Source organism: Bifidobacterium sp. LH_743, from assembly GCF_056355775.1.
In genome coordinates this window covers 476,799-498,550 of sequence record NZ_JBKESZ010000001.1, presented here as the reverse complement: position 1 = coordinate 498,550, position 21,752 = coordinate 476,799, and the positions used below count along the sequence as shown (strand labels likewise).

General features: G+C 60.0%; 28 protein-coding genes. 2 read left to right on the top strand and 26 right to left on the bottom strand.

The window, feature by feature from the left end; all coding sequences use genetic code 11:
- Positions 1 to 6: 6 nt before the first annotated feature.
- From secY to adhE, 23 genes are all read right to left on the bottom strand, one after another.
- On the bottom strand, positions 7 to 1,344 hold the full coding sequence (gene secY / locus AC1ATL_RS02080; protein ID WP_476568065.1) for a preprotein translocase subunit SecY: 1,338 nt from the start codon (positions 1,342 to 1,344) through the stop codon (positions 7 to 9).
- Positions 1,345 to 1,584: 240 nt separating this feature from the next.
- The gene (gene rplO / locus AC1ATL_RS02075) at positions 1,585 to 2,031 is read right to left on the bottom strand and encodes a 50S ribosomal protein L15 (RefSeq protein WP_432623069.1); all 447 of its coding nucleotides are present in this window, start codon (positions 2,029 to 2,031) and stop codon (positions 1,585 to 1,587) included.
- A 2-nt stretch (positions 2,032 to 2,033) separates the two neighbouring features.
- The gene (gene rpmD, locus AC1ATL_RS02070; protein WP_011742827.1) at positions 2,034 to 2,219 is read right to left on the bottom strand and encodes a 50S ribosomal protein L30; all 186 of its coding nucleotides are present in this window, start codon (positions 2,217 to 2,219) and stop codon (positions 2,034 to 2,036) included.
- Positions 2,216 to 2,941, bottom strand: a complete 726-nt coding sequence (gene rpsE, locus AC1ATL_RS02065) for a 30S ribosomal protein S5 (RefSeq protein WP_432623072.1) — start codon at positions 2,939 to 2,941, stop codon at positions 2,216 to 2,218. The genes rpmD and rpsE overlap by 4 nt, the downstream gene beginning before the upstream one ends.
- Positions 2,938 to 3,309, bottom strand: coding sequence for a 50S ribosomal protein L18 (gene rplR / locus AC1ATL_RS02060; protein WP_476568062.1), 372 nt, complete (start codon positions 3,307 to 3,309; stop codon positions 2,938 to 2,940). The genes rpsE and rplR overlap by 4 nt, the downstream gene beginning before the upstream one ends.
- Positions 3,309 to 3,848, bottom strand: a complete 540-nt coding sequence (rplF, locus tag AC1ATL_RS02055; RefSeq protein ID WP_026646501.1) for a 50S ribosomal protein L6 — start codon at positions 3,846 to 3,848, stop codon at positions 3,309 to 3,311. Before rplF ends, rplR begins: the two co-directional genes overlap by 1 nt.
- 17 nt (positions 3,849 to 3,865) lie before the next feature.
- The gene (gene rpsH / locus AC1ATL_RS02050; RefSeq protein WP_003808048.1) at positions 3,866 to 4,264 is read right to left on the bottom strand and encodes a 30S ribosomal protein S8; all 399 of its coding nucleotides are present in this window, start codon (positions 4,262 to 4,264) and stop codon (positions 3,866 to 3,868) included.
- A gap of 84 nt (positions 4,265 to 4,348) precedes the next feature.
- A complete protein-coding gene (locus tag AC1ATL_RS02045) occupies positions 4,349 to 4,534 on the bottom strand; it encodes a type Z 30S ribosomal protein S14 (protein WP_003808046.1) in 186 nt (61 codons plus the stop codon).
- A gap of 1 nt (position 4,535) precedes the next feature.
- Entirely contained in the window at positions 4,536 to 5,108 is a 573-nt protein-coding gene (gene rplE, locus AC1ATL_RS02040) for a 50S ribosomal protein L5 (RefSeq protein ID WP_026646502.1), read from the bottom strand.
- Positions 5,105 to 5,440: a 50S ribosomal protein L24 gene (gene rplX, locus AC1ATL_RS02035; RefSeq protein ID WP_026646503.1), complete on the bottom strand. Its 336-nt coding sequence runs from the start codon at positions 5,438 to 5,440 to the stop codon at positions 5,105 to 5,107. Before rplX ends, rplE begins: the two co-directional genes overlap by 4 nt.
- A gap of 1 nt (position 5,441) precedes the next feature.
- Complete coding sequence (gene rplN / locus AC1ATL_RS02030; RefSeq protein ID WP_026646504.1) at positions 5,442 to 5,810, bottom strand: 50S ribosomal protein L14; 369 nt, start codon at positions 5,808 to 5,810, stop codon at positions 5,442 to 5,444.
- A 91-nt stretch (positions 5,811 to 5,901) separates the two neighbouring features.
- A complete protein-coding gene (rpsQ, locus tag AC1ATL_RS02025) occupies positions 5,902 to 6,162 on the bottom strand; it encodes a 30S ribosomal protein S17 (RefSeq protein WP_026646505.1) in 261 nt (86 codons plus the stop codon).
- Positions 6,162 to 6,419: a 50S ribosomal protein L29 gene (gene rpmC / locus AC1ATL_RS02020; protein ID WP_003835994.1), complete on the bottom strand. Its 258-nt coding sequence runs from the start codon at positions 6,417 to 6,419 to the stop codon at positions 6,162 to 6,164. Before rpmC ends, rpsQ begins: the two co-directional genes overlap by 1 nt.
- On the bottom strand, positions 6,419 to 6,838 hold the full coding sequence (gene rplP, locus AC1ATL_RS02015) for a 50S ribosomal protein L16 (RefSeq protein WP_003835996.1): 420 nt from the start codon (positions 6,836 to 6,838) through the stop codon (positions 6,419 to 6,421). The genes rpmC and rplP overlap by 1 nt, the downstream gene beginning before the upstream one ends.
- A gap of 8 nt (positions 6,839 to 6,846) precedes the next feature.
- Entirely contained in the window at positions 6,847 to 7,650 is an 804-nt protein-coding gene (gene rpsC, locus AC1ATL_RS02010; RefSeq protein WP_026646506.1) for a 30S ribosomal protein S3, read from the bottom strand.
- 2 nt (positions 7,651 to 7,652) lie between these two features.
- A complete protein-coding gene (gene rplV / locus AC1ATL_RS02005) occupies positions 7,653 to 8,012 on the bottom strand; it encodes a 50S ribosomal protein L22 (RefSeq protein ID WP_003808026.1) in 360 nt (119 codons plus the stop codon).
- 16 nt (positions 8,013 to 8,028) lie between these two features.
- On the bottom strand, positions 8,029 to 8,307 hold the full coding sequence (gene rpsS / locus AC1ATL_RS02000) for a 30S ribosomal protein S19 (RefSeq protein ID WP_003808025.1): 279 nt from the start codon (positions 8,305 to 8,307) through the stop codon (positions 8,029 to 8,031).
- Between the two features lie 15 nt (positions 8,308 to 8,322).
- Positions 8,323 to 9,153 (bottom strand): 50S ribosomal protein L2, encoded by an 831-nt coding sequence (gene rplB, locus AC1ATL_RS01995; protein WP_204441770.1) that lies wholly within the window; start codon positions 9,151 to 9,153, stop codon positions 8,323 to 8,325.
- A 36-nt stretch (positions 9,154 to 9,189) separates the two neighbouring features.
- The gene (gene rplW, locus AC1ATL_RS01990) at positions 9,190 to 9,486 is read right to left on the bottom strand and encodes a 50S ribosomal protein L23 (RefSeq protein ID WP_003808021.1); all 297 of its coding nucleotides are present in this window, start codon (positions 9,484 to 9,486) and stop codon (positions 9,190 to 9,192) included.
- A 5-nt stretch (positions 9,487 to 9,491) separates the two neighbouring features.
- The gene (gene rplD / locus AC1ATL_RS01985) at positions 9,492 to 10,157 is read right to left on the bottom strand and encodes a 50S ribosomal protein L4 (RefSeq protein WP_446476334.1); all 666 of its coding nucleotides are present in this window, start codon (positions 10,155 to 10,157) and stop codon (positions 9,492 to 9,494) included.
- A 6-nt stretch (positions 10,158 to 10,163) separates the two neighbouring features.
- Positions 10,164 to 10,805, bottom strand: coding sequence for a 50S ribosomal protein L3 (rplC, locus tag AC1ATL_RS01980; RefSeq protein WP_003808016.1), 642 nt, complete (start codon positions 10,803 to 10,805; stop codon positions 10,164 to 10,166).
- A gap of 17 nt (positions 10,806 to 10,822) precedes the next feature.
- The gene (rpsJ, locus tag AC1ATL_RS01975; protein WP_003808013.1) at positions 10,823 to 11,131 is read right to left on the bottom strand and encodes a 30S ribosomal protein S10; all 309 of its coding nucleotides are present in this window, start codon (positions 11,129 to 11,131) and stop codon (positions 10,823 to 10,825) included.
- Between the two features lie 475 nt (positions 11,132 to 11,606).
- Positions 11,607 to 14,339, bottom strand: a complete 2,733-nt coding sequence (gene adhE, locus AC1ATL_RS01970) for a bifunctional acetaldehyde-CoA/alcohol dehydrogenase (RefSeq protein ID WP_446476329.1) — start codon at positions 14,337 to 14,339, stop codon at positions 11,607 to 11,609.
- A gap of 401 nt (positions 14,340 to 14,740) precedes the next feature.
- Between adhE and AC1ATL_RS01965 the strand changes: the two genes are divergently transcribed.
- Entirely contained in the window at positions 14,741 to 15,877 is a 1,137-nt protein-coding gene (locus tag AC1ATL_RS01965; protein WP_446476328.1) for an ROK family transcriptional regulator, read from the top strand.
- 82 nt (positions 15,878 to 15,959) lie between these two features.
- Here the strand turns inward: AC1ATL_RS01965 and AC1ATL_RS01960 are convergent, their stop codons facing one another.
- From AC1ATL_RS01960 to AC1ATL_RS01950, 3 genes are all read right to left on the bottom strand, one after another.
- Positions 15,960 to 16,358 carry a VOC family protein gene (locus tag AC1ATL_RS01960; RefSeq protein ID WP_446476327.1) on the bottom strand — a complete coding sequence of 133 codons (399 nt, stop codon included), beginning with the start codon at positions 16,356 to 16,358 and terminating at the stop codon, positions 15,960 to 15,962.
- 107 nt (positions 16,359 to 16,465) lie between these two features.
- The gene (locus AC1ATL_RS01955) at positions 16,466 to 17,827 is read right to left on the bottom strand and encodes an MFS transporter (protein WP_446476326.1); all 1,362 of its coding nucleotides are present in this window, start codon (positions 17,825 to 17,827) and stop codon (positions 16,466 to 16,468) included.
- A 188-nt stretch (positions 17,828 to 18,015) separates the two neighbouring features.
- Positions 18,016 to 19,020, bottom strand: a complete 1,005-nt coding sequence (locus AC1ATL_RS01950) for a zinc-dependent alcohol dehydrogenase family protein (RefSeq protein ID WP_281775109.1) — start codon at positions 19,018 to 19,020, stop codon at positions 18,016 to 18,018.
- Positions 19,021 to 19,297: 277 nt separating this feature from the next.
- On the opposite strand from AC1ATL_RS01950, the gene glgX reads away from it, so the two are divergent.
- Entirely contained in the window at positions 19,298 to 21,745 is a 2,448-nt protein-coding gene (gene glgX / locus AC1ATL_RS01945; protein WP_476568051.1) for a glycogen debranching protein GlgX, read from the top strand.
- Positions 21,746 to 21,752: the final 7 nt, after the last annotated feature.

Below are 21,752 nucleotides of genomic sequence, written 5' to 3'. Positions count from 1 at the left end.
AAGTGGTTACTTGCCTTCCTTGTGGTCGGTGTCCTCGAACAGGAAACCGGCGTACTGGAACTGTTCGGTCTGGGCCTTGGCCTGACGCAGGGTGTCGAGGCCGACGCCTGCGATGATCAGGATGGTGGTGCCACCGAACGGCAGCTTGGTGTTCAGGTTCAGAGCCATGATGAGCACCGTCGGGATGAGTGCCACGAACAGCAGGTAGACCGCGCCGACCGTGTTCAGACGGTTCATCACATAGCTCAAGTAGTTGCTGGTGGCACTACCGGCACGAATGCCTGGAATGAATCCACCGTACTGCTTCATGTTGTCGGCGGTCTCATCTGGGTTGAAGGTGATCTCGGTGTAGAAGAAGCAGAAGAACACGATCATCAACGCGTACAGGACGATGTACCACACGGATGTGGTGTTGGCCAGATTGCTGTTGATCCACTTGACCCAGGACTGGTCGGAATTGCCGAACTGCGCGATCAGAGTCGGCACAGCCAGAATGGAGGATGCGAAGATGGGCGGGATGACGCCGCTCATGTTGATCTTCAGCGGCAGATAGGTGGAGGAGCCGCCATACATCTTGCGGCCGATCATACGGCGGGTGTACTGCACCGGGATACGACGCTGGGACAGCTCGACGTAGATGACGAGGATCATGATGACCAGAAGCACGCCGACGACCGCGGCGAACTTGCCCCAATTGCCGTCGGTGCCGTTGGTTCCCCAACCGATCTCCCACAACTGCGGGAGGAAGCCGGAGCAGATGGACATGAAGATAAGGATGGACATACCCTGGCCAAGTCCCTTATCGGTGATCAATTCGGCCATCCACATGATAAGGCCGGTGCCGCCGGTCATGATCAGCACCATGACGATAAGGTTCCAGACGGAGCCGTCAGGGACGACCTGGGAGCACTGGTAGTTGAACAGCGCGCCGGAGCGTGCGGTCACCAGAATGGTGGTGGACTGCAGCACGGCAAGGCCGATGGTCAGATAACGGGTGTACTGGGTCAGCTTGGCCTCGCCCGACTGTCCTTCCTTGTGCAGCATCTCGAAACGCGGGATGACCACACGGAGCAGCTGGATGACGATGGACGCGGTGATGTACGGCATGACGCCCAGCGCGAAGATCGACAGCTGCAGCATTGCGCCACCGGAGAAGAGGTTCACCAAGCCAATGAAGTTCTCGGAGGTGTTGTTCATCTTGCCGACGCACTGCTGGACGACGGTATAGTCGACGCCAGGGGTCGGAATGAACGAACCGATACGATAAATGATGATGATGCCAAGAGTGAAGAGGATCTTGTTCCTCAACTCCTTGGTCTTCAAGGCCTGGATTAACGTCCTCACCTGGGATTCCTTCCATCGTCGTGCGCACCTGCGCACACGTGCAAAAACAGACTCTAAAAGCCGAGTTTAGCGTATGGCGTCTACCGATACGCCCTATTTCTCCAGTATTTGTCCGATTTTGCATTCTTCACGCGGTTTTCCTCCGCGTGGATTCTCTATTGAGAAAACGAATGAGGCTCCCTCGCATAAGCGGGGAAGCCTCATTTGTTTTCGAGCTTTAGTCAGCTACGTTTCCTGGAATCAGTCCTCGGAAACGGAACCACCAGCAGCTTCGATCTTGGACTTGGCGGAAGCGGAAGCCTTGACACCCTTGATGGTGTAGGCGGCCGAAACCTCGCCGTCGCCCAGGACCTTGACCGGATAGCCACCGCGGACGGCGCCCTTGGCGACCAGATCGGCCACGGTGATCTCTCCACCCTGCGGGAACAGTTCCGCGAGGGAGGCCACGTTGACGACCTGGTATTCCTTCTTGAACGGGCTCTTGAAGCCACGCAGCTTCGGAAGGCGCATGTACAGCGGCAGCTGGCCACCTTCGAAGCCCGGGCGGACCTGGTAACGCTTCTTGGTGCCCTTGTCGCCACGGCCCGAGGTCTTACCCTTGGAGCCTTCACCACGACCGACGCGAATGCGGTCCTTCTTGGCGCCCGGAGCCGGCTTCAGGTCATGCATCTGCAGAATGTCTGCCATAATCAGTCAGCCTCCTCAACGGTGATCAGGTGACGGAGGACCTGCAGCTGGCCACGAAGGGCCGGGGTGTCCTCACGAGTCACGGTCTTGCCGATCTTGTTCAGGCCCAGAGTCTGAGCCGCAGCGCGCTGCTTCGGAGTGGAATTCACCAGACCGTGGTGCAGCTTGATGTTCAGGTTAGTCATCACTCACCGTCCTTCTGAGCAGCCTTGGCCTGAGCCTCTTCACGAGCCTTGCGGGCCTCGGCGATGCCTTCAGCACGAGCACGCAGCAGCGCGTCCGGAGCCACCTCTTCAAGGGACATGCCACGACGTGCGGCGATCTCCTCCGGCTCTTCGAGCTTCTTGAGAGCGTCGACGGTAGCGCGCACCACGTTGACGGCGGTGGCGGAGCCCATCGACTTGGTCAGGACGTCGGTGATGCCAGCGCATTCCATGACGGCGCGGACCGCACCGCCGGCGATAACGCCGGTGCCCGGAGCGGCCGGACGCAGCAGCACGGTGCCAGCGGCGTCATGACCAATCACCGGATGGGTGACGGTACCCTTGATGCGCGGCACGGTGAACATGTGCTTCTTGGCATCCAGCTGGCCCTTGGCGATTGCGGCCGGGACCTCACGGGACTTGCCGTAGCCGACACCAACGGTGCCCTTGCCGTCGCCGACCACCACGAGGGCGGCAAAGCTGAACGTACGACCACCCTTATGGGTCTTGGACACACGGTTGATGGTCACCACGCGGTCGAGCATCTCGTTCTCGTGAGAATCCTCACGACGGTTGCGACGCTCGCCACGGCGACCCTCACCGCGCTGGCCACGACGGGACTTGCGGTCCTCGTTGTTGGACTCAGCGGCAGCCTGAGTGTTCTGAGTTTCTTCAGCCACTTGGGTTTCCTTTTCGTTGTCGCTCACAGTGCCAGACCTCCCTCGCGGGCGCCTTCAGCGACAGCTGCGACGCGGCCATGATACTTGTTGCCGCCACGATCGAACACGACCGCGGTGATGCCTGCGTCCTGAGCCTTCTTGGCAATCAGTTCGCCGACCTTCTTTGCGGCTTCGGTCTTGGTGCCCTCGAAACCAGCGAAATCGCTGGTCAGAGTGGATTCGCTCACCAGGGTGACGCCCTTGGTGTCGTCGATGATCTGGGCAACCATGTGACGGTTGGAGCGGGTGACCACCAGACGCGGAAGCTCCGGGGTGCCGCTGATGTGCTTGCGCAGACGAGCGTGGCGGCGCTTCAGCGCGACCTTCTTGCCCTTACCGAGAATCTGGATGCTCATTACTTACCAGCCTTTCCAGCCTTGCGCAGAATGTGCTCATCCGCGTACTTGATGCCCTTGCCCTTATAGGGTTCCGGAGCGCGAAGCTTGCGGATGTTGGCGGCGCACTGGCCAACAGCCTGCTTGTCGATGCCCTTGACGATCACCTGGTTCGGGTTCGGCAGCTCGAATTCGATGCCTGCCGGAGGCTCGACGGTGATGGTGTGGGAATAGCCGAGGGAGAACTCGATGCCCTTGCCCTTCATCTGGGCGCGGTAACCGGTACCGACGATCTCCAGAGTCTTGGCGTAGCCTTCGTGCACGCCCTTGACCATGCCTGCCACGATGGAACGGGCCAGGCCGTGCTTGGCCCTAGTCGGACGCAGGTCATCGGCCGGGGTGAGGACGACTTCATTGCCCTCGACCACAGCGGTGATGCCCTCAGGAATCTCATAGGAATCAGTGCCCTTAACACCCTTTGCGGTGAAGGACTGACCGTCGATCTTGACTTCCACGCCAGCCGGAATGGTGACGGGGAGCTTACCAATATGCGATGCCATGTTTCAGCTCTCCTTTCTCACCAAACGAAAGCGACGATCTCGCCGCCGATGCCTCGATCGAGGCATTCCTTCTGGGTCAGCAGTCCCGAGCTAGTCGAGATGATTGCGATGCCAAGACCACCGAGCGGCATCGGCAGAGCATCGGACTTTGCGTAGCGACGCAGGCCCGGCTTGGAGATGCGCTTGATGCCCTGGATGGAACGCTCGCCGTTCGGGCCGTACTTGAGGGTGACCTCAAGAGTCTGGCCGACCTTGGCTTCCTTGGCGGTGAAGTCCTTGATGTAGCCTTCACGCTTCAGAATCTCGGCGATGTTCGCCTTGAACTTGGAGTACGGCATATCCACGGTCTCGTGCTTTGCCGCGCTCGCATTACGCAGACGCGTAAGCATGTCTGCGATCGGATCTGTCATTGTCATTTGGGCTAACGCCCTTTCTCGCCATGGTTTCCGCCGCCCTCACGCCTTATTGGCGATCGGGCCGCGGACCTTCAGCGTCGATATTTACCAACTGGACTTCGTAACGCCGGGCAGCTCGCCGCGGTGGGCCTTCTCACGAAGGCAGATGCGGCAGAGGCCGAACTTGCGGTAGACGGAGTGGGGACGACCGCAGACCTGGCAACGCGTGTAAGCGCGCACCTTGAACTTCGGCTTAGCGGCCGCCTTGTTCTTAAGAGCGGTTTTTGCCATATCAGTTCTCCTTGAAGGGGAAGCCGAGGTGCTTCAGCAGCACGCTTGCTTCCTTGTCGTCCTTGGTGCTGGTCACCACAGTGATGTCCATACCGCGCTGGTGATCGATCGAATCCGGATCGATCTCGTGGAACATGGACTGCTCAGTGAGGCCAAAGTTGTAGTTGCCCTGACCATCGAACTGCTTGCCGTTGATGCCGCGGAAATCGCGGATACGCGGCAGAGCCATGGTCAGCAGACGGTCCAGGAACTCCCACATACGATCGCCGCGCAGGGTGACGTATGCGCCGATGGCCTGGCCTTCACGCAGATGGAACTGTGCGACGGACTTCTTGGCCTTGGTGATCTTCGGCTTCTGGCCGGTGATCAGGGTGAGGTCCTTGACCGCGCCTTCGATGAGCTTGGAGTCGCGAGCAGCGGCACCGACGCCCATGGAAACGACGACCTTCTGGACGCGAGCGACCTGCATCGGGTTGGAGTAGTGGAATTCCTTCTCCAGCTCCGGCACGATCTGCTCGTTGTACTTCTGCTTCAAGCGCGGAGTTGCCGGCGCTTCGACAGTGGTATCGGTCATGCCAGCTCCTTTCCGGACTTCTTGGCGACACGCACGCGCACGGTCTTCACCTTGCCGTCACGGGCCTCTTCCTTTTCGACGATGCGCACGCGGGTCGGCTGCTTGGTCTCCGGATCGATGACCATCACGTTGGAGCGATGGATCGGAGCCTCAACAGCCACGATGCCGGCCTGCTGGCCCTGCTGCGTGGCGCGGACGTGCTTCTTGACGATCTGCACGCCCTCGACGATCAGACGATCGTCCTTGAGCACCTTCTTGACGGTGCCTTCCTTGCCGCGGTCCTTGCCGCGGATGACCTTGACCAGGTCGCCGCTCTTGATCTTGGCTGCCATGTCAGATCACCTCCGGGGCGAGGGACACGATCTTCATGAAGCGCTTGTCACGCAGTTCACGACCGACCGGTCCGAAAATACGAGTGCCCTTCGGGTCACGGCCGGAGCCGAGAATGACGGCGGCGTTCTCGTCGAACTTGATGTAGGAGCCGTCAACACGACGGTGCTCCTTGACAGTGCGGACGACGACAGCCTTGACGACGTCGCCCTTCTTGACCGACCCGCCAGGGATGGCGTCCTTGACGGAGGCGACGATCACGTCACCGATGCCGGCATAGCGTCGCTTCGATCCGCCGAGCACTCGGATGGCGAGGAGTTCCTTCGCACCCGTGTTGTCGGCGACATGAAGCCGCGTTTCCTGCTGAATCATTGATTCTCCTTAGCCGAGCTGGTTCTCCCCAAGCACCCCGCCTGCCTGCTGGAAGCAGGCGGGGTGACTCACGGAGCCTTGCCGAACTTATTTACTTAGCGCGCTCGATGATGGTATCGAGACGCCAACGCTTGGTCTTGCTCAGGGGCCGAGTCTCCATAATACTCACGAGGTCGCCAACGTGCGCCTCGTTGTGTTCATCATGGACCTTGACCGTACGAGTGGAGCGCACAACCTTGCCGTAAAGCGGGTGGGTCGAACGCTGCTCGAGCTCGACGGAAATCGTCTTGTCCATCTTATCGGACACGACGTAACCGCGACGAACCTTGCGGAAGTTACGCTCTTCAGCCATTACTTCTCCTCAGCTTTCGTTTCGGTCGCCTCGGGGGCCTGGCTGATGCCGAGCTCACGCTCGCGCAGGACGGTGTACATCCTGGCGATGTCGTGCTTGACCGCCTTGAGGCGGGCGGTGTTTTCGAGCTGACCGGTTGCGGACTGGAAGCGCAGGTTGAACAGCTCTTCCTTGGACTTCTTGAGGAAGCCCTCAATCTCCTCATTGGTCTTCTCGTTCAGATTCTTCATGGTGTAGTCTGCAGTTCCGACTGCCATCAGATGTCACCGCCTTCACGAGCAATAACACGGCACTTCATGGGGAGTTTGTCGATTGCGCGGCGCAGAGCCTCACGAGCGACATCCTCGGACACGCCACCGATCTCGAACATGACGCGACCAGGGTGGACGTTGGCGATCCAGAATTCCGGAGTACCCTTACCGGAACCCATTCGGGTGCCGAGCGGCTTCTTGGTCAGCGGACGATCCGGGAAGATCGTGATCCACACGCGGCCACCACGCTTGATGTAGCGGGTCATGGCGATACGAGCGGCCTCGATCTGACGGTTGGTCACATAAGCCGGAGCCAGAGCCTGGATACCGAAATCGCCGAAAGCGATCTCGTTGCCGCCCTTGGACATGCCACGGCGGACCGGACGGTGCTGCTTACGATACTTGGTTCTCTTTGGGATAAGCATTTCTCAGCTCACTCCTTCGTTTCCGTTGCGGCAGGTGCCTCGGCGGCGGCCGGAGCCTCCGCTGCAGCGTTCTGCTGCGGAGCAGCGTTGCGCTGGCCACGACGCGGACGACGATCGCCGCGACGGCCCTGGCGGTTGTTGCTCTGCTGTGCCTGCTGCTCTTCGAACTCACGCTCGGTCATATCGCCCTTGTAGATCCAGACCTTCACGCCGATGCGGCCGTAAGTGGTCTTGGCCTCGAAGAAGCCGTAATCAATGAGGGCGCGCAGGGTCTGCAGCGGAACGCGACCCTCGCGATAGAACTCGGAACGGCTCATCTCGGCGCCGCCAAGACGACCGGAGAGCTTGATACGGATGCCCTTGGCGCCTGCGCGCATGGCATCCTGCTGGGCCTTGCGCATCGCGCGACGGAAGGTCACGCGGTTGGTCAGCTGCTCAGCGATGCCCTGGGCGACGAGCTGGGCGTCCAGTGCGGCGTTCTTCACTTCGAAGATGTTGAGCTGGACCTGCTTGCCGGTGAGCTTCTCGAGCTTCGCGCGGACGCGCTCAGCCTCGGCTCCACGGCGGCCGATGACGATGCCCGGACGAGCGGTGTGGATGTCCACACGCACGCGGTCGCGGGTACGCTCGATGACGATGCGGGACACGCCCGCACGCTCGAGGTCCTTGCTCATGGCCTTGCGGATGGCGTCATCTTCGAGGACGAAGTCGCGGTAGCGTTCGCCGACCTTGTTGGAATCGGAGAACCACTTGGAACGATGGTTCTCAGTGATTCCCAGGCGGTAGCCAAACGGATTGATCTTCTGACCCATCTTTAGCGGTTTCCTTCCTTGTTAGCGACGACGACCGTGATGTGGCTGGTGCGCTTGTTGATACGAGCGGCACGGCCCTGTGCACGAGCGCGGAAACGCTTCAGCGTCACGCCTTCGTCCACATAGGTCTCCTTCACGACCAGGTCGTTCTCGCGGAACGGCTCGCCGGCCTTGTCAGCCTTCACGCGGGCGTTCGCGATGGCGCTCTCCAGGACCTTGCGCACCGGAAGGGATGCGTCCTGCGGAGCGAACTTCAGAATGGTGATGGCTTCGGTCGCCTTCTTGCCTCGGATGAGGTCGACCATACGGCGAGCCTTGCGCGGCGTCACGCGGACGTGACGAGCGATTGCTTTAGCTTCCATGTGTCCTTACTCTCCTTTAGCGGCGTGCCTTCTTGTCGTCCTTCACATGACCCTTGAAGGTCTTGGTCGGGGCGAACTCACCGAGCTTGTGGCCAACCATGGATTCGGTGACGAACACCGGAACATGCTTGCGGCCATCGTGAACGGCGAAGGTGTGTCCGATGAAATCAGGGGTGATCATCGAACGGCGGGACCACGTCTTGATGACGTTGTGCGTGCCCTTCTCGTTCTGCTCGTCGACTTTCTTCTGCAGGTGGGCGTCGACGAAGGGGCCCTTCTTGATGCTACGAGTCATCTACTCGACACTCCCTTACTTACGGTTCTTACCATTCGGGCGACGACGAACAATCATCTTGTTCGAAGCCTTCTTCGGACGGCGGGTACGAACCTCGCCCTTGCCCCACGGAGAAACCGGCGGCTTGCCACCGCGGGTACGACCGCCGTGCGGGTGATCGACAGGGTTCATGGACTCACCACGGGTGATCGGGCGCTTGCCCATCCAACGAGCGCGGCCTGCCTTGCCGAGCTGGATGTTGGCGTGATCGGAGTTGCCGACCTCACCAACGGTCGCGCGGCAGCGGGCGTCCACGTTGCGGATTTCGCCGGACGGCATACGCAGCTGGGCGTAAGCGCCATCCTTGGCGACGAGCTGCACGGCAGCACCGGCGGAGCGGGCGATCTTGGCGCCACCCAGCGGGCGGAGCTCAATCGCGTGCACCACGGTACCGGTCGGGATGTTGCGCAGCGGCAGGTTGTTGCCCGGCTTGATATCGGCCTGGGCGCCGGTCTCGATGACGTCGCCCTGCTTGATGCCTTCCGGAGCGATGATGTAGCGCTTCTCGCCGTCTGCGTAGTGCAGCAGCGCGATGCGGGCGGAACGATTCGGGTCGTACTCGATGTGAGCGACCTTTGCCGGCACGCCGTCCTTGTCCCAACGCTTGAAGTCGATGAGACGGTACTGGCGCTTGTGACCGCCGCCGCGATGGCGGGAGGTCATACGGCCGTAGGAGTTACGACCGCCAGTCTTGCTGAGCTTGCGAACCAGCGACTTCTCAGGCGTGGAGCGCGTGATCTCGGAGAAATCCGAGACGGACGCGTTACGGCGGCCTGCAGTCGTCGGCTTATAAACGCGGATAGCCATAATCTAGTTCTTCCTTTAACTTTTCTCGGCTAGCCTTCAGTTACCGAAGATGTCGATCGTCTGGCCCTCGGCGACGGTCACGATAGCGCGCTTCTGATTGACACGCTGGCCGAAACCGTTGCGGGTGCGCTGACGCTTGCCGGCGCGGTTGAGGGTGTTGACGTTCGTCACCTTGACATTGAAGATCTCTTCGATTGCCTGCTTGATCTGAACCTTGTTCGCGTTCGGGGCCACCACGAAGGTGTACTGACCGCGATCGGACAGAGCGTAGCTCTTCTCAGAAACGACAGGCTTGAGGATGATGTCGTGTGCGGGCTTGTGAATAGCGACCATGAAAATCAGGCCTCCTTTGCAGCCGGCTCGGTCTTCGCGGCAATGAAGGCATCGAAGCCTTCCTTGGAGAAGACCACGTACTGAGCGGTGACCACGTCGTACGTGTTGAGCTGATCGGCGAAGATCGGGTGAACGGTCGGGATGTTACGAACGGAAAGCCATTCGTTCACATTCTCGCGAGAGAGCACCACGGTGGTGAACTTGTTCTCGGTCACCGGGGTAAGCGCGGCGATTGCGGTCTTGGTGGACGGGGCTTCGGACACACCGAAGTCCACGACGGCCACATGACCGGCATTGGCGCGATCGGAAAGCACGTACTTGAGAGCAGCGACCTTCATCTTCTTCGGGGTGCGCTGGGAGTAGTCACGCGGCTGCGGACCGAACACGGTGCCGCCGTGGTACCACTGCGGTGCACGGATGGAGCCCTGACGAGCACGACCAGTGCCCTTCTGCTTCCACGGCTTGCGGCCACCGCCGGAAACCATGCCACGGGTCTTGGTGGCGTGGGTGCCCTGACGAGCAGCGGCGAGCTGGGCGATGACGACCTGGTGGATCAGCGGGATGCGGGACTGGACTTCCTCGGCGGAGAAGCCGAAGATCTCAGCCGGCGCATCGACGGTGCCGGTGGCCTTGCCCTGGTTATCGGTGACGTTCAGAGTAACGTTTGCCATGATTTATCAGGCTCCCTTCACTGCCGAACGGACGAGAACGATGCTGCCCTTCGGGCCCGGAATGGCGCCCTTGATAGCCAGCACGCCGTTCTCAACATCCGACGAAACGATGGTGAGGTTCAGCGCGGTGTTGGTCACATGACCCATGCGGCCGGCCATACGCTTGCCCTTGAGGATGCGGCTCGGAGTGGCGCATGCGCCGACAGAGCCAGGACGACGCTCGTTCTTGTGAGAGCCGTGGGTACGACGATAGGACTTGAAGCCCCAACGCTTGATGGTGCCTGCGAAGCCCTTGCCCTTGGTGGTACCGGTCACGTCGACCAGGGTGCCCTCCGGGAACAGCTCAGCGGTCAGCTCCTGACCCGGCTCGAACTCTTCGGCGTTATCGGTGCGGACCTCAGCGAGGTGACGACGCGGGGTGACGCCAGCCTTGGCGAAGTGGCCGGCAAGCGGCTTGGTCACCTTGGTCGGGTCAACCTGGCCGTAGCCAAGCTGAACAGCCTTGTAGCCGTCGGATTCCTCGGACTTGACGGCGGTCACCACGTTGGTGGACACGTCAACGAGGGTCACGGGAACGAAGAAACCGTTCTCGTCCCAGACCTGAGACATGCCGAGCTTCTTGCCCAGCAGTGCAGTGCGATTAGACATAATGGTTCCCTCCTCCCTTACAGCTTGATCTCGATGTTCACGTCTGCGGGCAGATCAATGTGCATGAGGGAGTCCACGGCCTTCGGGGTCGGGTCCACAATGTCGATGAGACGCTTATGAGTACGCATCTCGAAATGCTCGCGAGAATCCTTGTACTTGTGAGGAGAACGGATAACGACGAACACGTTCTTCTCGGTCGGGAGCGGAACCGGGCCAACCACAGTTGCACCCGCGTTCGTCACCGTTTCGACGATCTTCTTCGCCGATTGGTCGATGACCTCATGGTCATAGGACTTAAGCCTGATGCGGATTTTCTGTCCCGCCATTGCCTTCCGCCCTTTCTAGCGATTCGTTAGTTACTGTTTACCAGCCTGCTTCCAAGGGCACCGGCGCAGAAAGACCCCCGGGACCGTGGAGTCCCGTGGCCATACCACATCAGTGCGCGGCCATGCAGTTCATCACCGGAGTGATTCACTGTGCCACGCTCGCTTTTTGAATTACAATTTGCGAGCCCTAAAATCAGGCAACTTCTTTATCTAAGCATCAGGGGTGAACAACTGAAATCCGCGCGTGTCGCGCATTTTCCAACGGTTTCTGCCATATCGTCCGCATGCGAGCCGACCACTCCGCATCGCCCCAGTCCGCATCAAAACAAGCTCCGGGAAAGACGCGGCAAGGACACTGTCACACCTTCCCCTATCTTGAAAAAACGAGAGGAAGCCCAGCGGTTTCCCGTCGGGCTCCCTCTCATGGTTCCTTATATATGTCCTATATATATAAGGTGTCACATCAATCCGGCAATCAGACGCGCTCGGAGGCTTCCTCCGTAGCGGCTTCGCCCTGGCGCTGAATGCGCAGCTGGTGGCCTTCCTTCTGGCTGACACCGTAATAGGCGGCGATGGCGATGTCCTTCATATCCTCGATCTGAGGGATACGCGGGTTCGCCGGAGCGCATTGGTCCTCGTAGGCGCGCATGCCGATCTGGTCGATGATGGACCAGTAGTAGTCCTCATCCACACCACACTCCTGGAAGCTCTTGTTCATGCCGAGCTTGTTGTCGCGGTAGTCCTCAACGGCCTTGGCCAGGTTCTCGACGCCTTCCTCAGGAGTCTTGCCCGGGTTGACGCCAAGGTTCTTGGCGATCTCCTGGTAGCGCTCCGGAGCGATGTACTTGTTGTACTTCGGCCAGCTGGTCGGCTCCTCCGGAACGGATCCGTTGTAGCGGATCACGTACGGCAGCAGGATGGAGTTGGTGCGGCCGTGGGCCACGTGGCACAGCGCACCGATGGTGTGGGCCATGCCGTGGCACATGCCGAGGAATGCGGAGCCGAATGCCATGCCGGCCATGGTGGCGGCGTTGTGCATCTTCTCCTGGGCACGGGTCTTCTCCTCACCCGGCTCGCCGTTGACGGACTCGGCGAGATTGTCCCAGACCAGCTTGGCCGCATGCAGAGCCATGGCGTCGGTGAAGTCGTTGGCATACACGGACACATAGGCCTCGAAGGCGTGGGTCAGGGCATCGAAGCCGGCGTCGGAGGCCAGCTTGCGCGGCTGGGTGCGGGCCAGCACCGGATCGACGATGGCGACGGACGGGGTCAGCGCGTAATCGGTGATCGGGTACTTGTAGCCGGTCTTGTGATCGGTGATCACAGCGAACGGCGTGACCTCGGAACCGGTGCCGGAGGAGGTCGGGATGCACACCAGCTTGGCCTTCTTGCCCAGCGGCGGGATCTTGAATGCGCGCTTGCGGATATCGAAGAATTTCTCGCGCACATCGGAGAAGGAGATCTCCGGGTGCTCGTACAGCAGCCACATGATCTTGGAGGCGTCCATCGGGGAACCACCGCCGACGGCGATGATGGTGTCCGGCTCGAACTCGTCACGCATCATGGCGGCGCCGCGCTCGACGGTCTCGACGCTCGGCTCCGGCTCGACATAGTCGATGATGCGGAAGGTCACGCGGTTGGAACGGGCGCGCAGCTGGTCGATGATCTTGTCGACGATGCCAAGCTGCTCCATCACCTTGTCGCACACGATGACGGCCTTTTCGATGCCGTACATGTCGCGCAGGTACTTGATGGCGTTCGGCTCGAAGTAGGTCTTGGCCGGAATCTTGAACCACTGCATGTTGTTGTTCCTCCGAGCAATGCGCTTGATGTTGAGAAGGTTGACTGCCTGGACGTTACCGGACACGGAGTTGCCGCCGTAGGAGCCGCAGCCCAGGGTCAGGGACGGAGCGATGGCGTTGTAGATGTCGCCCACGCCGCCGAGGGAGCTCGGGGAGTTCCAGATGATGCGGCAGGCGTGCATGCGCTGGCCGTATTCGCGGACCAGATCCTGGTTGTTGGTGTGGATGGCGGCGGTGTGGCCGGCGCCATGCTTCAGCATGGCCTCGCACATCTCGAAGCCCTGCTCCTTGTTGTCGGACTTCAGCACGGCCTGGACCGGAGCGAGCTTCTCCATGGTCAGCGGCTCGTTCTCGCCGACTTCCTTGCACTCTGCGGCGAGGATGGTGGCGTCTTCCGGAATCTCGAAGCCGGCGGCCTTGGCGATGTACTGCGGGGACTTGCCCGGCACCACGGAGTTGAGCTTCGGGGTCTGTCCGGAATAGGCGGTGCAGCCGAACATGTACTGCTCGAGCTTGGCCTTCTCCTCGTCGTTCACGAAGTAGGCCTTGCGGCGCTTGAGTTCCTTGACGAGCGGATCGTAGATGTCCTTGTCGGCGATGATGGCCTGCTCGGTGGCGCAGATCATGCCGTAATCGAAGTGCTTGGAAAGGATCAGGTCGTTGGCGGCGCGCACGACATCGACGTTCTTGTCGACATACGCCGGGGCGTTGCCGGCGCCGACACCCAAAGCGGGCTTGCCGGAGGAGTACGCGGCCTTGACCATGCCCGGACCACCGGTGGCGAGGATGGTGGCGATGCCATCATGCTTCATCAACGCGCCGGTCGCTTCGATGGACGGATGCTCGATCCACTGGATACAGTTCTCGGGAGCGCCCGCCTCGATGGCGGCATCGCGTACGATCTTGGCGGCCGCGACGGAGCAGTTCTGGGCGCCCGGGTGGAAGCCGAAGATGATCGGGCAGCGGGTCTTCAGCGCGATCAGGGACTTGAAGATGGCGGTGGAGGTCGGGTTGGTGACCGGGGTCACGCCGGCGACGACGCCGACCGGTTCGGCGATCTCGTCGATGCCCAGCACGTCGTCCTCACGGATGATGCCGACGGTCTTCTGCCCGGCCAGATAGTTGGTGACGTGCTCGCAGGCGAAGATGTTCTTGGTGGCCTTGTCCTCGACCAGACCACGATGGGTCTCCTCGACGGCCATCTTGGCGAGCACCAGGTGCTTGTTCAGAGCGGCGACGGAAGCCTTGGCCACGATGTGGTCGACCTGCTTCTGGTCGAGCTTTTCGAATTCGTCAAGAGCCTTCAGACCCTTCTTGACCAGGGCGTCGACCTCAGCTTCGGCTGCGGCGAGCTTCTCTTCCGGAGTCGGCTTGACCGGCTCTTCCTTCTTCTTTGCGTCTGCCACTTGAAGTCCTCCTCGATTCTTTGGGGAATTGCAAAGGTTTTTCAGTTATATCCGCCCGTCCATGGGACGGACGGCACGTTGCTGATCATGTTGTGACCTGAGTCACAATATACTCGAGAACAATGGCGTTACATATTCTTCGTCGTGTCGTGTGATTCATGTTCGTTTCTTATCTTTTTTTGTTATTTTTGTCGATTTTTTCAAACATTCCCCATGCCTAAAACTCTTTTTTGACGCGTTTTGTTCGCTTTACGTCCACTTATCGAACATCGTTTTCGCTATTTTCTAAGGAGCTTTTTTTAAAGTATTTTGCTTTTCTTGCGAATGACAGCACACTTCATAAAAATACTTTTGTAAAGGTATAATCGACAGAAGTAACATACACCCGCTAAGGAGCAGACATGAAAGCCGTTCCCACCATGGCCGTGAAGGAGCTCAACAAACGAGCTCTGACCAGATACCTGTACACGAATGGCCCAGCCACCAAACAGGTCCTGGAAAGGGAACTTGGCCTCAGCCTGCCGACCATCACCCAGAACCTGCGCGCGCTCGAACAGGAGGGCCTTGTGGGCAAGGGCGAGCAATTGGAATCCACCGGCGGCAGAAAGGCGCAGACCTTCGTGTTCGAATCGCGGTGCAAGGCGGCCATCGGCGTGGCCATGCGAGCCAACGGGCTGAACCTGTGCGCGATCGACCTGCACGGTCATGTCATCGCGCGGCACCACGCCGCGCTCCCCTACCGCAACACCGACGCGTACTACCAGAAAATAGGCGGCGTCATCAACGACTTCGCCGCGAAAATCGAACGCGGCGGCAGCGGCATCCTGGGAGTCGCGTTCGCCATCCAAGGCATCGTGTCGGCCGACGGAACGACCATCAGCTTCGGCAGCATCATGGGCAACACGGGTGTCAAACTGGGTACCATCGCACAGAACGTACGCTATCCGAGCATCATGATCCACGATTCCGACGCTTCGGCCATGACCGAGCTCTGGCTCGACCACGCGCTCAGCGATGCGGTCTGCGTATACCTTGAAATGCGTCCCGGCGGCGCGGTGATCATCAACGGCCAACTATATCAGGGGCCCAATCTGCGCAACGGCGTCATCGAGCATATGACGCTCGTCCCCGGCGGAAACAAATGCTATTGCGGCCAGTACGGCTGCATGGACACCTACTGCTCGCCGGAGACCCTGCTGGAGGACGGTGAAAGCCTATCCGGATTCTTCAGCGTGCTCAGACAGGGCGAGCACGGCCATCGGCAGCGCTTCGATCGCTGGCTGGCCAATGTGGCGCAGGCCGTGAGCAACGTCCGCGCGCTGCTTGCCGGAGACATCATCATCGGCGGCGAGGCGGCACGATATCTCGATTCGGATGATATCGACCATCTCAAGGCGCTGGTCGAGGAGAAAAGCGCGTTCCACGACACGCATTTCGTTCTGCGCAAGAGCCTGTGCGTGGAGGATCAGAACATCATCGGCGCGGCATTGCGGTTCGCGCAATCCTACGTGACCGATATCTGCAACACGGAAATCTGACGCGTTCCGCGTATATGAACTACGACAGGGGCGTGTCCCGACTTCGATAGTCGGGACACGCCCCTGTCGTAGTTCCGTCGTCTCAGACGATCTGGCAGAACTCGATGGTCTCGCCATTGGGACCGTACACGTTGAAGTAACGGATGCCATGATCCCAGAAGCTGTCGATGTGCTGGATCTCGGTGTCCTTGAACTTCAGTCCGAGCTCCTTGGCGTTCTCGAAGGCGGCTTCGATATCCGGAGTGTCGAACGCCCAGTGGTTGATGGCGCCGGTGGTCATCGGGGCAGGCTCACCCTCCCAAGTCTCGATGGTCAGATGGCCGTAGCGCAGGAAGGCGCAACGGTTCTCGCCGTTATGGAAGATGCCCGCCACCTCGAAGCCGAGCTTCTTGGTATAGAACTCGATGGTCTCGTCCAGGTCCTTGGCGACCATGCCGGAGTGCTGGAAATCGGTGGTGAATGCGGTCATGGGCTTGCTCATGATGATTCTCCTTTGCATGTGGTTGGGTTTAGTTGAGGTTTAGCTTAGCGAATATATTGCGTACAGGACTTGGCGAGACACCGCGGAACTTGCCGGTCTGTGGTATTTTATTGCGCCGTTTCAGCCGACCCTACTGCAGACGGTGCGTCCGCTCCCGTCTGACGCGCGGCATCGGTCGGCTGCTCATCCTTCTTGACCGACTTAATGCGGTGACCATGCTCATCGAATCCGGGCTGCTTCGGACGAATGAACAGCGTGAGCACGAACGCCAGGACATACAACGCGGCGTAGGTCCAGCACACACCGCCATAGCCAATGGTCGGCAACAGAATCGTGGCGATGCCGGGGCCGGCGAACGTGGTCAGGCCGGCGGCGAGGTTGTATGCCGACAGCGCGGCACCCTGCTTGCCTTCGCCCGCATACAGCGTCATGATGGTCGGCAGCGACGAGAACGCACAGGTGCCGATGCCCACGATGATGGAGGCGATGATCATCATCAGTGCGTTTGCGCCAAACCACTGCGGGATGTAGTAGAACGCCACCGAGCCGACGGCGAGCACCGCGCAGCCGAACCAGCGCATCGGCCACACCCAGCCGAAGCGATCCATGAACCAGCCCCAGAAGGTGTTGAAGATCAGGGTGACGACGAACACGAAGCCCCAGATACGCATCCATTCCTCGGTCTTGAAGATGTTGATGCCGCCGTTATGCGTGGTGCACAGGTACAACGGCATGATGACGGGGAAGCCGTACAGCAGTAGGTTGTTGATGATGCGGATAATGGCACAGATGAGGATCTTGCGGTTGGTGAACAGGATGGTGGCGCCTTCGGTCAGCTCCTTGAGCTGTTCCTTGCGGCTGAGCCCCTCGCCCTTGACGACCTTGTTCTTCGGTACGAAGAAGAAGCACATGAGCGTACCGATGATGGAGAAGGGCAATGCGAACCAGAACGTCTTGTATTCACCGAACACAGGCATGATGAAGCTTGGCAGATACGCGCCGAACACGCCGATGCCCAGCGAGAAGCAGGTCCAGAAGAAGCCGGTGGCCGAAGCGAGTCTGGATGGGGAGATGTACTGCGCCATCAGCACCACGAAGCTGTAGATGAACAGCGGGTAGCCGATGCCTCGGATGGCGTACAGTCCCAGGATCAACGGATAGATGTGGCTTGGAATGGCCACGCCAAGGAACAGCAGATGCACGCCGATCCACCAGCATGCGCCGAACATCATGACCTTGCGCGCGCCGAACATCTCCGCGAGCACGCCGGCGGACCAGCCGCCGAACGCCGCGAACAGGCCGTATACGGTGACCAGCAACGAGGCCTGGGAGGAGGTGAATCCCTGATCCACCATGAATTTCGACAGGAACGTCAGTTCGAAACCATCGCCGGTCATGAAGATCGCGACGGCGAGGAAGCCGAGCATCAGCGTACGCGGAACGCCGAGCCGTTCAAGAAGCTTAATCATGCGAGCATCCTTACCCGTTATCTTTCTCAACTATGAGAAAACATACAAACCAATATAGGTCTTCAATGGACGGGTGCCGTGGCCACCCTGCCATGGCACCCAATGCGAATTGAACGATGGCCGCCGCAAGAGAGGTAACGCGCGGCGGCCACGATTTCATCGAAACGATCGCGGAACCGTCCGCGACGTCACTTGCCGACCTTGACGACAGCCTTGGAAACGCCGGTGATCTTGCCGTCGAGGAAGTCCTGGACCTCTTCGAGCTTGAGCTCATGGCTGATAAGGCCGCCGATGTTCATCTTGCCGGAGGAGACCAGCGAGATGGCGTCACGGAAGGTCAGCGGGTTGATGAAGGAGCCCTGGATGGTGAGCTGCTTCTTGTAGATGTCGTAGGTGTTCATCTCGAAGTGGGCCTCCTGCGGGCCGACGCCGAACATCAGCACCTGCGCGCCCTTCTTGGCCGCGGCGACCGCCTGGGCCTGGGTGGCCGGCAGACCGACCGCTTCGACGATGACATCGTAAGCGTCCGTCGGAACCGGCTCCTTCGTGGTGTTGAAGGTCTCGGTCACACCGAACTGCTCCTTGTTGCGCTGCAGCTTCTCGTCGAAGATGCCGGCCAGATCCACCTGGTGCACACCATAGGCCTGCAGCAGCTGAGCGAAGATCTGCCCCATGAAGCCGTCGCCGATGACCAGAGCCTTCTGGTAGGGGCGCAGCTTGAGCAGGTCGAGGCCGTGCACGGCGCAGGACACCGGTTCGATGGCGGCGGCGTCGCGCAGGGAGACATTGTCCGGCAGCTTGTAGACGACAGTGGCTGGAGCGGTGAACTGCTCGGCCAGACCGCCGTCACGGGTGACGCCGACGGCGCTCAGATGGTCGCACAGCTCCGGACGCTGGGTCAGGCAGTACTCGCACTGGCCGCAGTAGATGTTCGGATCGACGGCCACACGGTCGCCCACCTTGACATTGGTGACCTCGGAGCCAATGGCGGCGACGACGCCGGAGTTCTCATGACCGAGCACAATCGGCGGAACGGCCGGTGCGGAACCCGGACGTCCGGCATACAGATCATGGTCGGTGCCGCACACGCCGGCGTATGCGGTGTTGATCAGCACTTCATTCGGCTGAATCTCAGGGGTAGCCAGTTCCTGAATCTCGAACTGCTTGATGCCAGTCAAAACCAAAGCCTTCATGATAATTCCTTCCTCGCTGAAAGATATTTTGTTTCCCGCAGTCTCTGCGTGATGAATCACACTATACGCTTTTTTAAATAGTTTTGCAAATTGCTTTTCTTAAAGTGTCTTATAAAGCGTGTCGCGCGTGTTTCCAAGGCTTTCGTCGATATGCATCAGCGACGAAAGTCCGAAATCGCCAATCAAAAACAAGAAAATGACGTCCCGCCCATGTATCACGCCGCGCCACACCCCGCACGTCGAACGATTGACGGCTTCCGGCACCTACAATGTAGATATGAAGAATCCTCCCCTGCATCGCTACGCCACACGTCCCGGACTGTATTTCACCGACGATGGCGGAGCGGACGCCGTCGTCCGTTCCGAAAGCGCCACACAAGCATGGTTCTGCGTGCTCGAACCGCTTGACCAGCCCAGCGTCTTCTACGCCGACGCCGTCCGCCTGTTCGATGAGCCAGACGCCACTTTCATCGACCAGGCGAAGGAACTCAGCATCTGCACGAGACGGATACCGTCACTCAACCTCAGGGAAACGCTGTTCCGCATGGATGGCCCGAATTACGGCCTGTGGTACGTGCATGTACCCAAAGCCTGGGATGGCATGCAATACGGATACCGCGTCAATGGGCCATGGGACCCGAACCATGGCGTGAGCTTCAATCCCTACAAACTGCTGCTCGACCCCTATGCCAAGGGCATCGAAGGCCAGATGGAGCTCGATCCGGGTGCGTTCGCCTACGCCTGCGAAATCAAGAACGGCAAGGTGTCTGGTTCTCCGTTCGGCCCGATGAGCACCATCGATTCCCTTGGACACATGCCAGTCTCCGTGGCCATCGACGACCGCGCCACCGACAAGCACGCTGGCGAGCCGTCCCATCCGCACGTGGCCTGGAGCAAAACCATCATCTACGAACTGCACGTGAAAGGCTTCACGGCGAACGCCCCCTGGCTCCCCAAGGAACTCCGCGGCACCTACGCGGGCCTCGCCCACCCGGCGACGCTCTCCTATCTGCAGGACCTTGGCGTCACGTCCATCGAGCTTCTCCCCATCCAAGCCAAACAGCCCGAACTGTTCCTGCAGGAACGCAATCGCACAAACTACTGGGGATATTCCACCCTCGGCTACTTCGCCCCCGAACCCTCATACGCCACCAAGCAGGCACAGGAAGCCGGCGCCGCGGCCGTGCGGCAGGAAGTCATCGACATGGTGCGCGCGATGCACGAAGCCGGTTTCGAAGTAATCATGGACGTGGTCTACAACCACACCTGCGAATCTGGTCCCGAAGGCCCCACAATCTGCTGGAGAGGCCTCGACAACCTCGCCTACTACCGGCGTACCAAAGACGAGATCAGCCGTCTCTACGACACCACGGGTTGCGGCAATTCGCTGGATTTCACCAATACGCACGTCACCACGTTCGCCGTGGATTCGCTGCGATACTGGGCCAAACGAATCGGCATCGACGGATTCCGCTTCGACCTTGCGACGACGCTGGCACGACTCGACGGCGAATTCACCAGGTACCACCCGTTCCTGTACGCGCTGCGTTCCGACATGCTGCTCGGCAACCTCAAAATGATCATGGAGCCTTGGGACTGCGGACCGGGAGGCTGGCGCACCGGCCAATTCGGCATTCCCTTCGCGGAATGGAACGACCGTTTCCGTGACTGCACCCGTAAATTCTGGTTGACGGATGTGGAACGCGCCCGCGGCGGCGAGCCCGGAGAGTCGACCATGCAGTCGCTGGCCACGCGTCTGTGTGGCTCGGCCGACCTGTTCGCCACGGATCCCGGACGCGGATCGACGGCTTCCGTGAATTTCGTGGCCTGCCACGACGGTTTCACCACCGCCGATCTGACCCGTTACAGTCACAAGCACAACGAAGCCAATGGCGAGAACAACCGGGACGGCAGCAACGACAATCATTCCGTCAACTTCGGGCACGAAGGCCCATGCGACGATCCGATCATCACGCAGCAACGCGAACGTGCCACCATGAACCTGCTGGGCACGCTGCTGCTTTCCCTGGGCACCCCGATGCTGCTCGCCGGCGATGAATTCGGCAATTCCCAGGACGGCAACAACAACGCCTACACGCAGGACAACGAGACCACATGGCTTGACTGGGATTGGCTATACAGCACCGAGCAGACGACGGAGCTCAGACTGTTCAACCTCACGTCGAGACTGATCGCCCTGCGGAAATCACGCGACCTGTACAACCATGAGGATTTCTTCACCCGCCTGAGCCGAATCGGCCTGTTGAAGAAGTCCGACAGGGTGCACTGGTTCATGCCGAACGGCAAGGCCCCGCACGATGCCGATTGGACCAATCCGTCCGTCCGATCGTTCGCCATGCAGCTGCTCTCCCCCGACGAGCCAAGCCTGCTGATTCTGGTCAACGGCTCCGACGAGAACGTCCGTTTCCATCTGCCGAGCGACATCGAATGGCAGATGCTCTGGTCCTCGGCGGAAATCGCCGGCGAATACCCCGGACAGGGCACACGAATCGAGAAACTGGCCGAATTTGACGAAGAGTCAGACGACAAGCCGGCCGGACGGTTCCGCAATCATCTGCAACTGCTCAACACGATGTACTGGCGTCTGAAGGAGGAGGATACCGACAATCTGAAATCCGTGGATGACGGACTGTCCGAGGACGATCCCACACTCTGGACGCTGCCGGCTTTGAGCATCAGCGTGCTAAAGCAGATGTCTAACTGAGACCTAC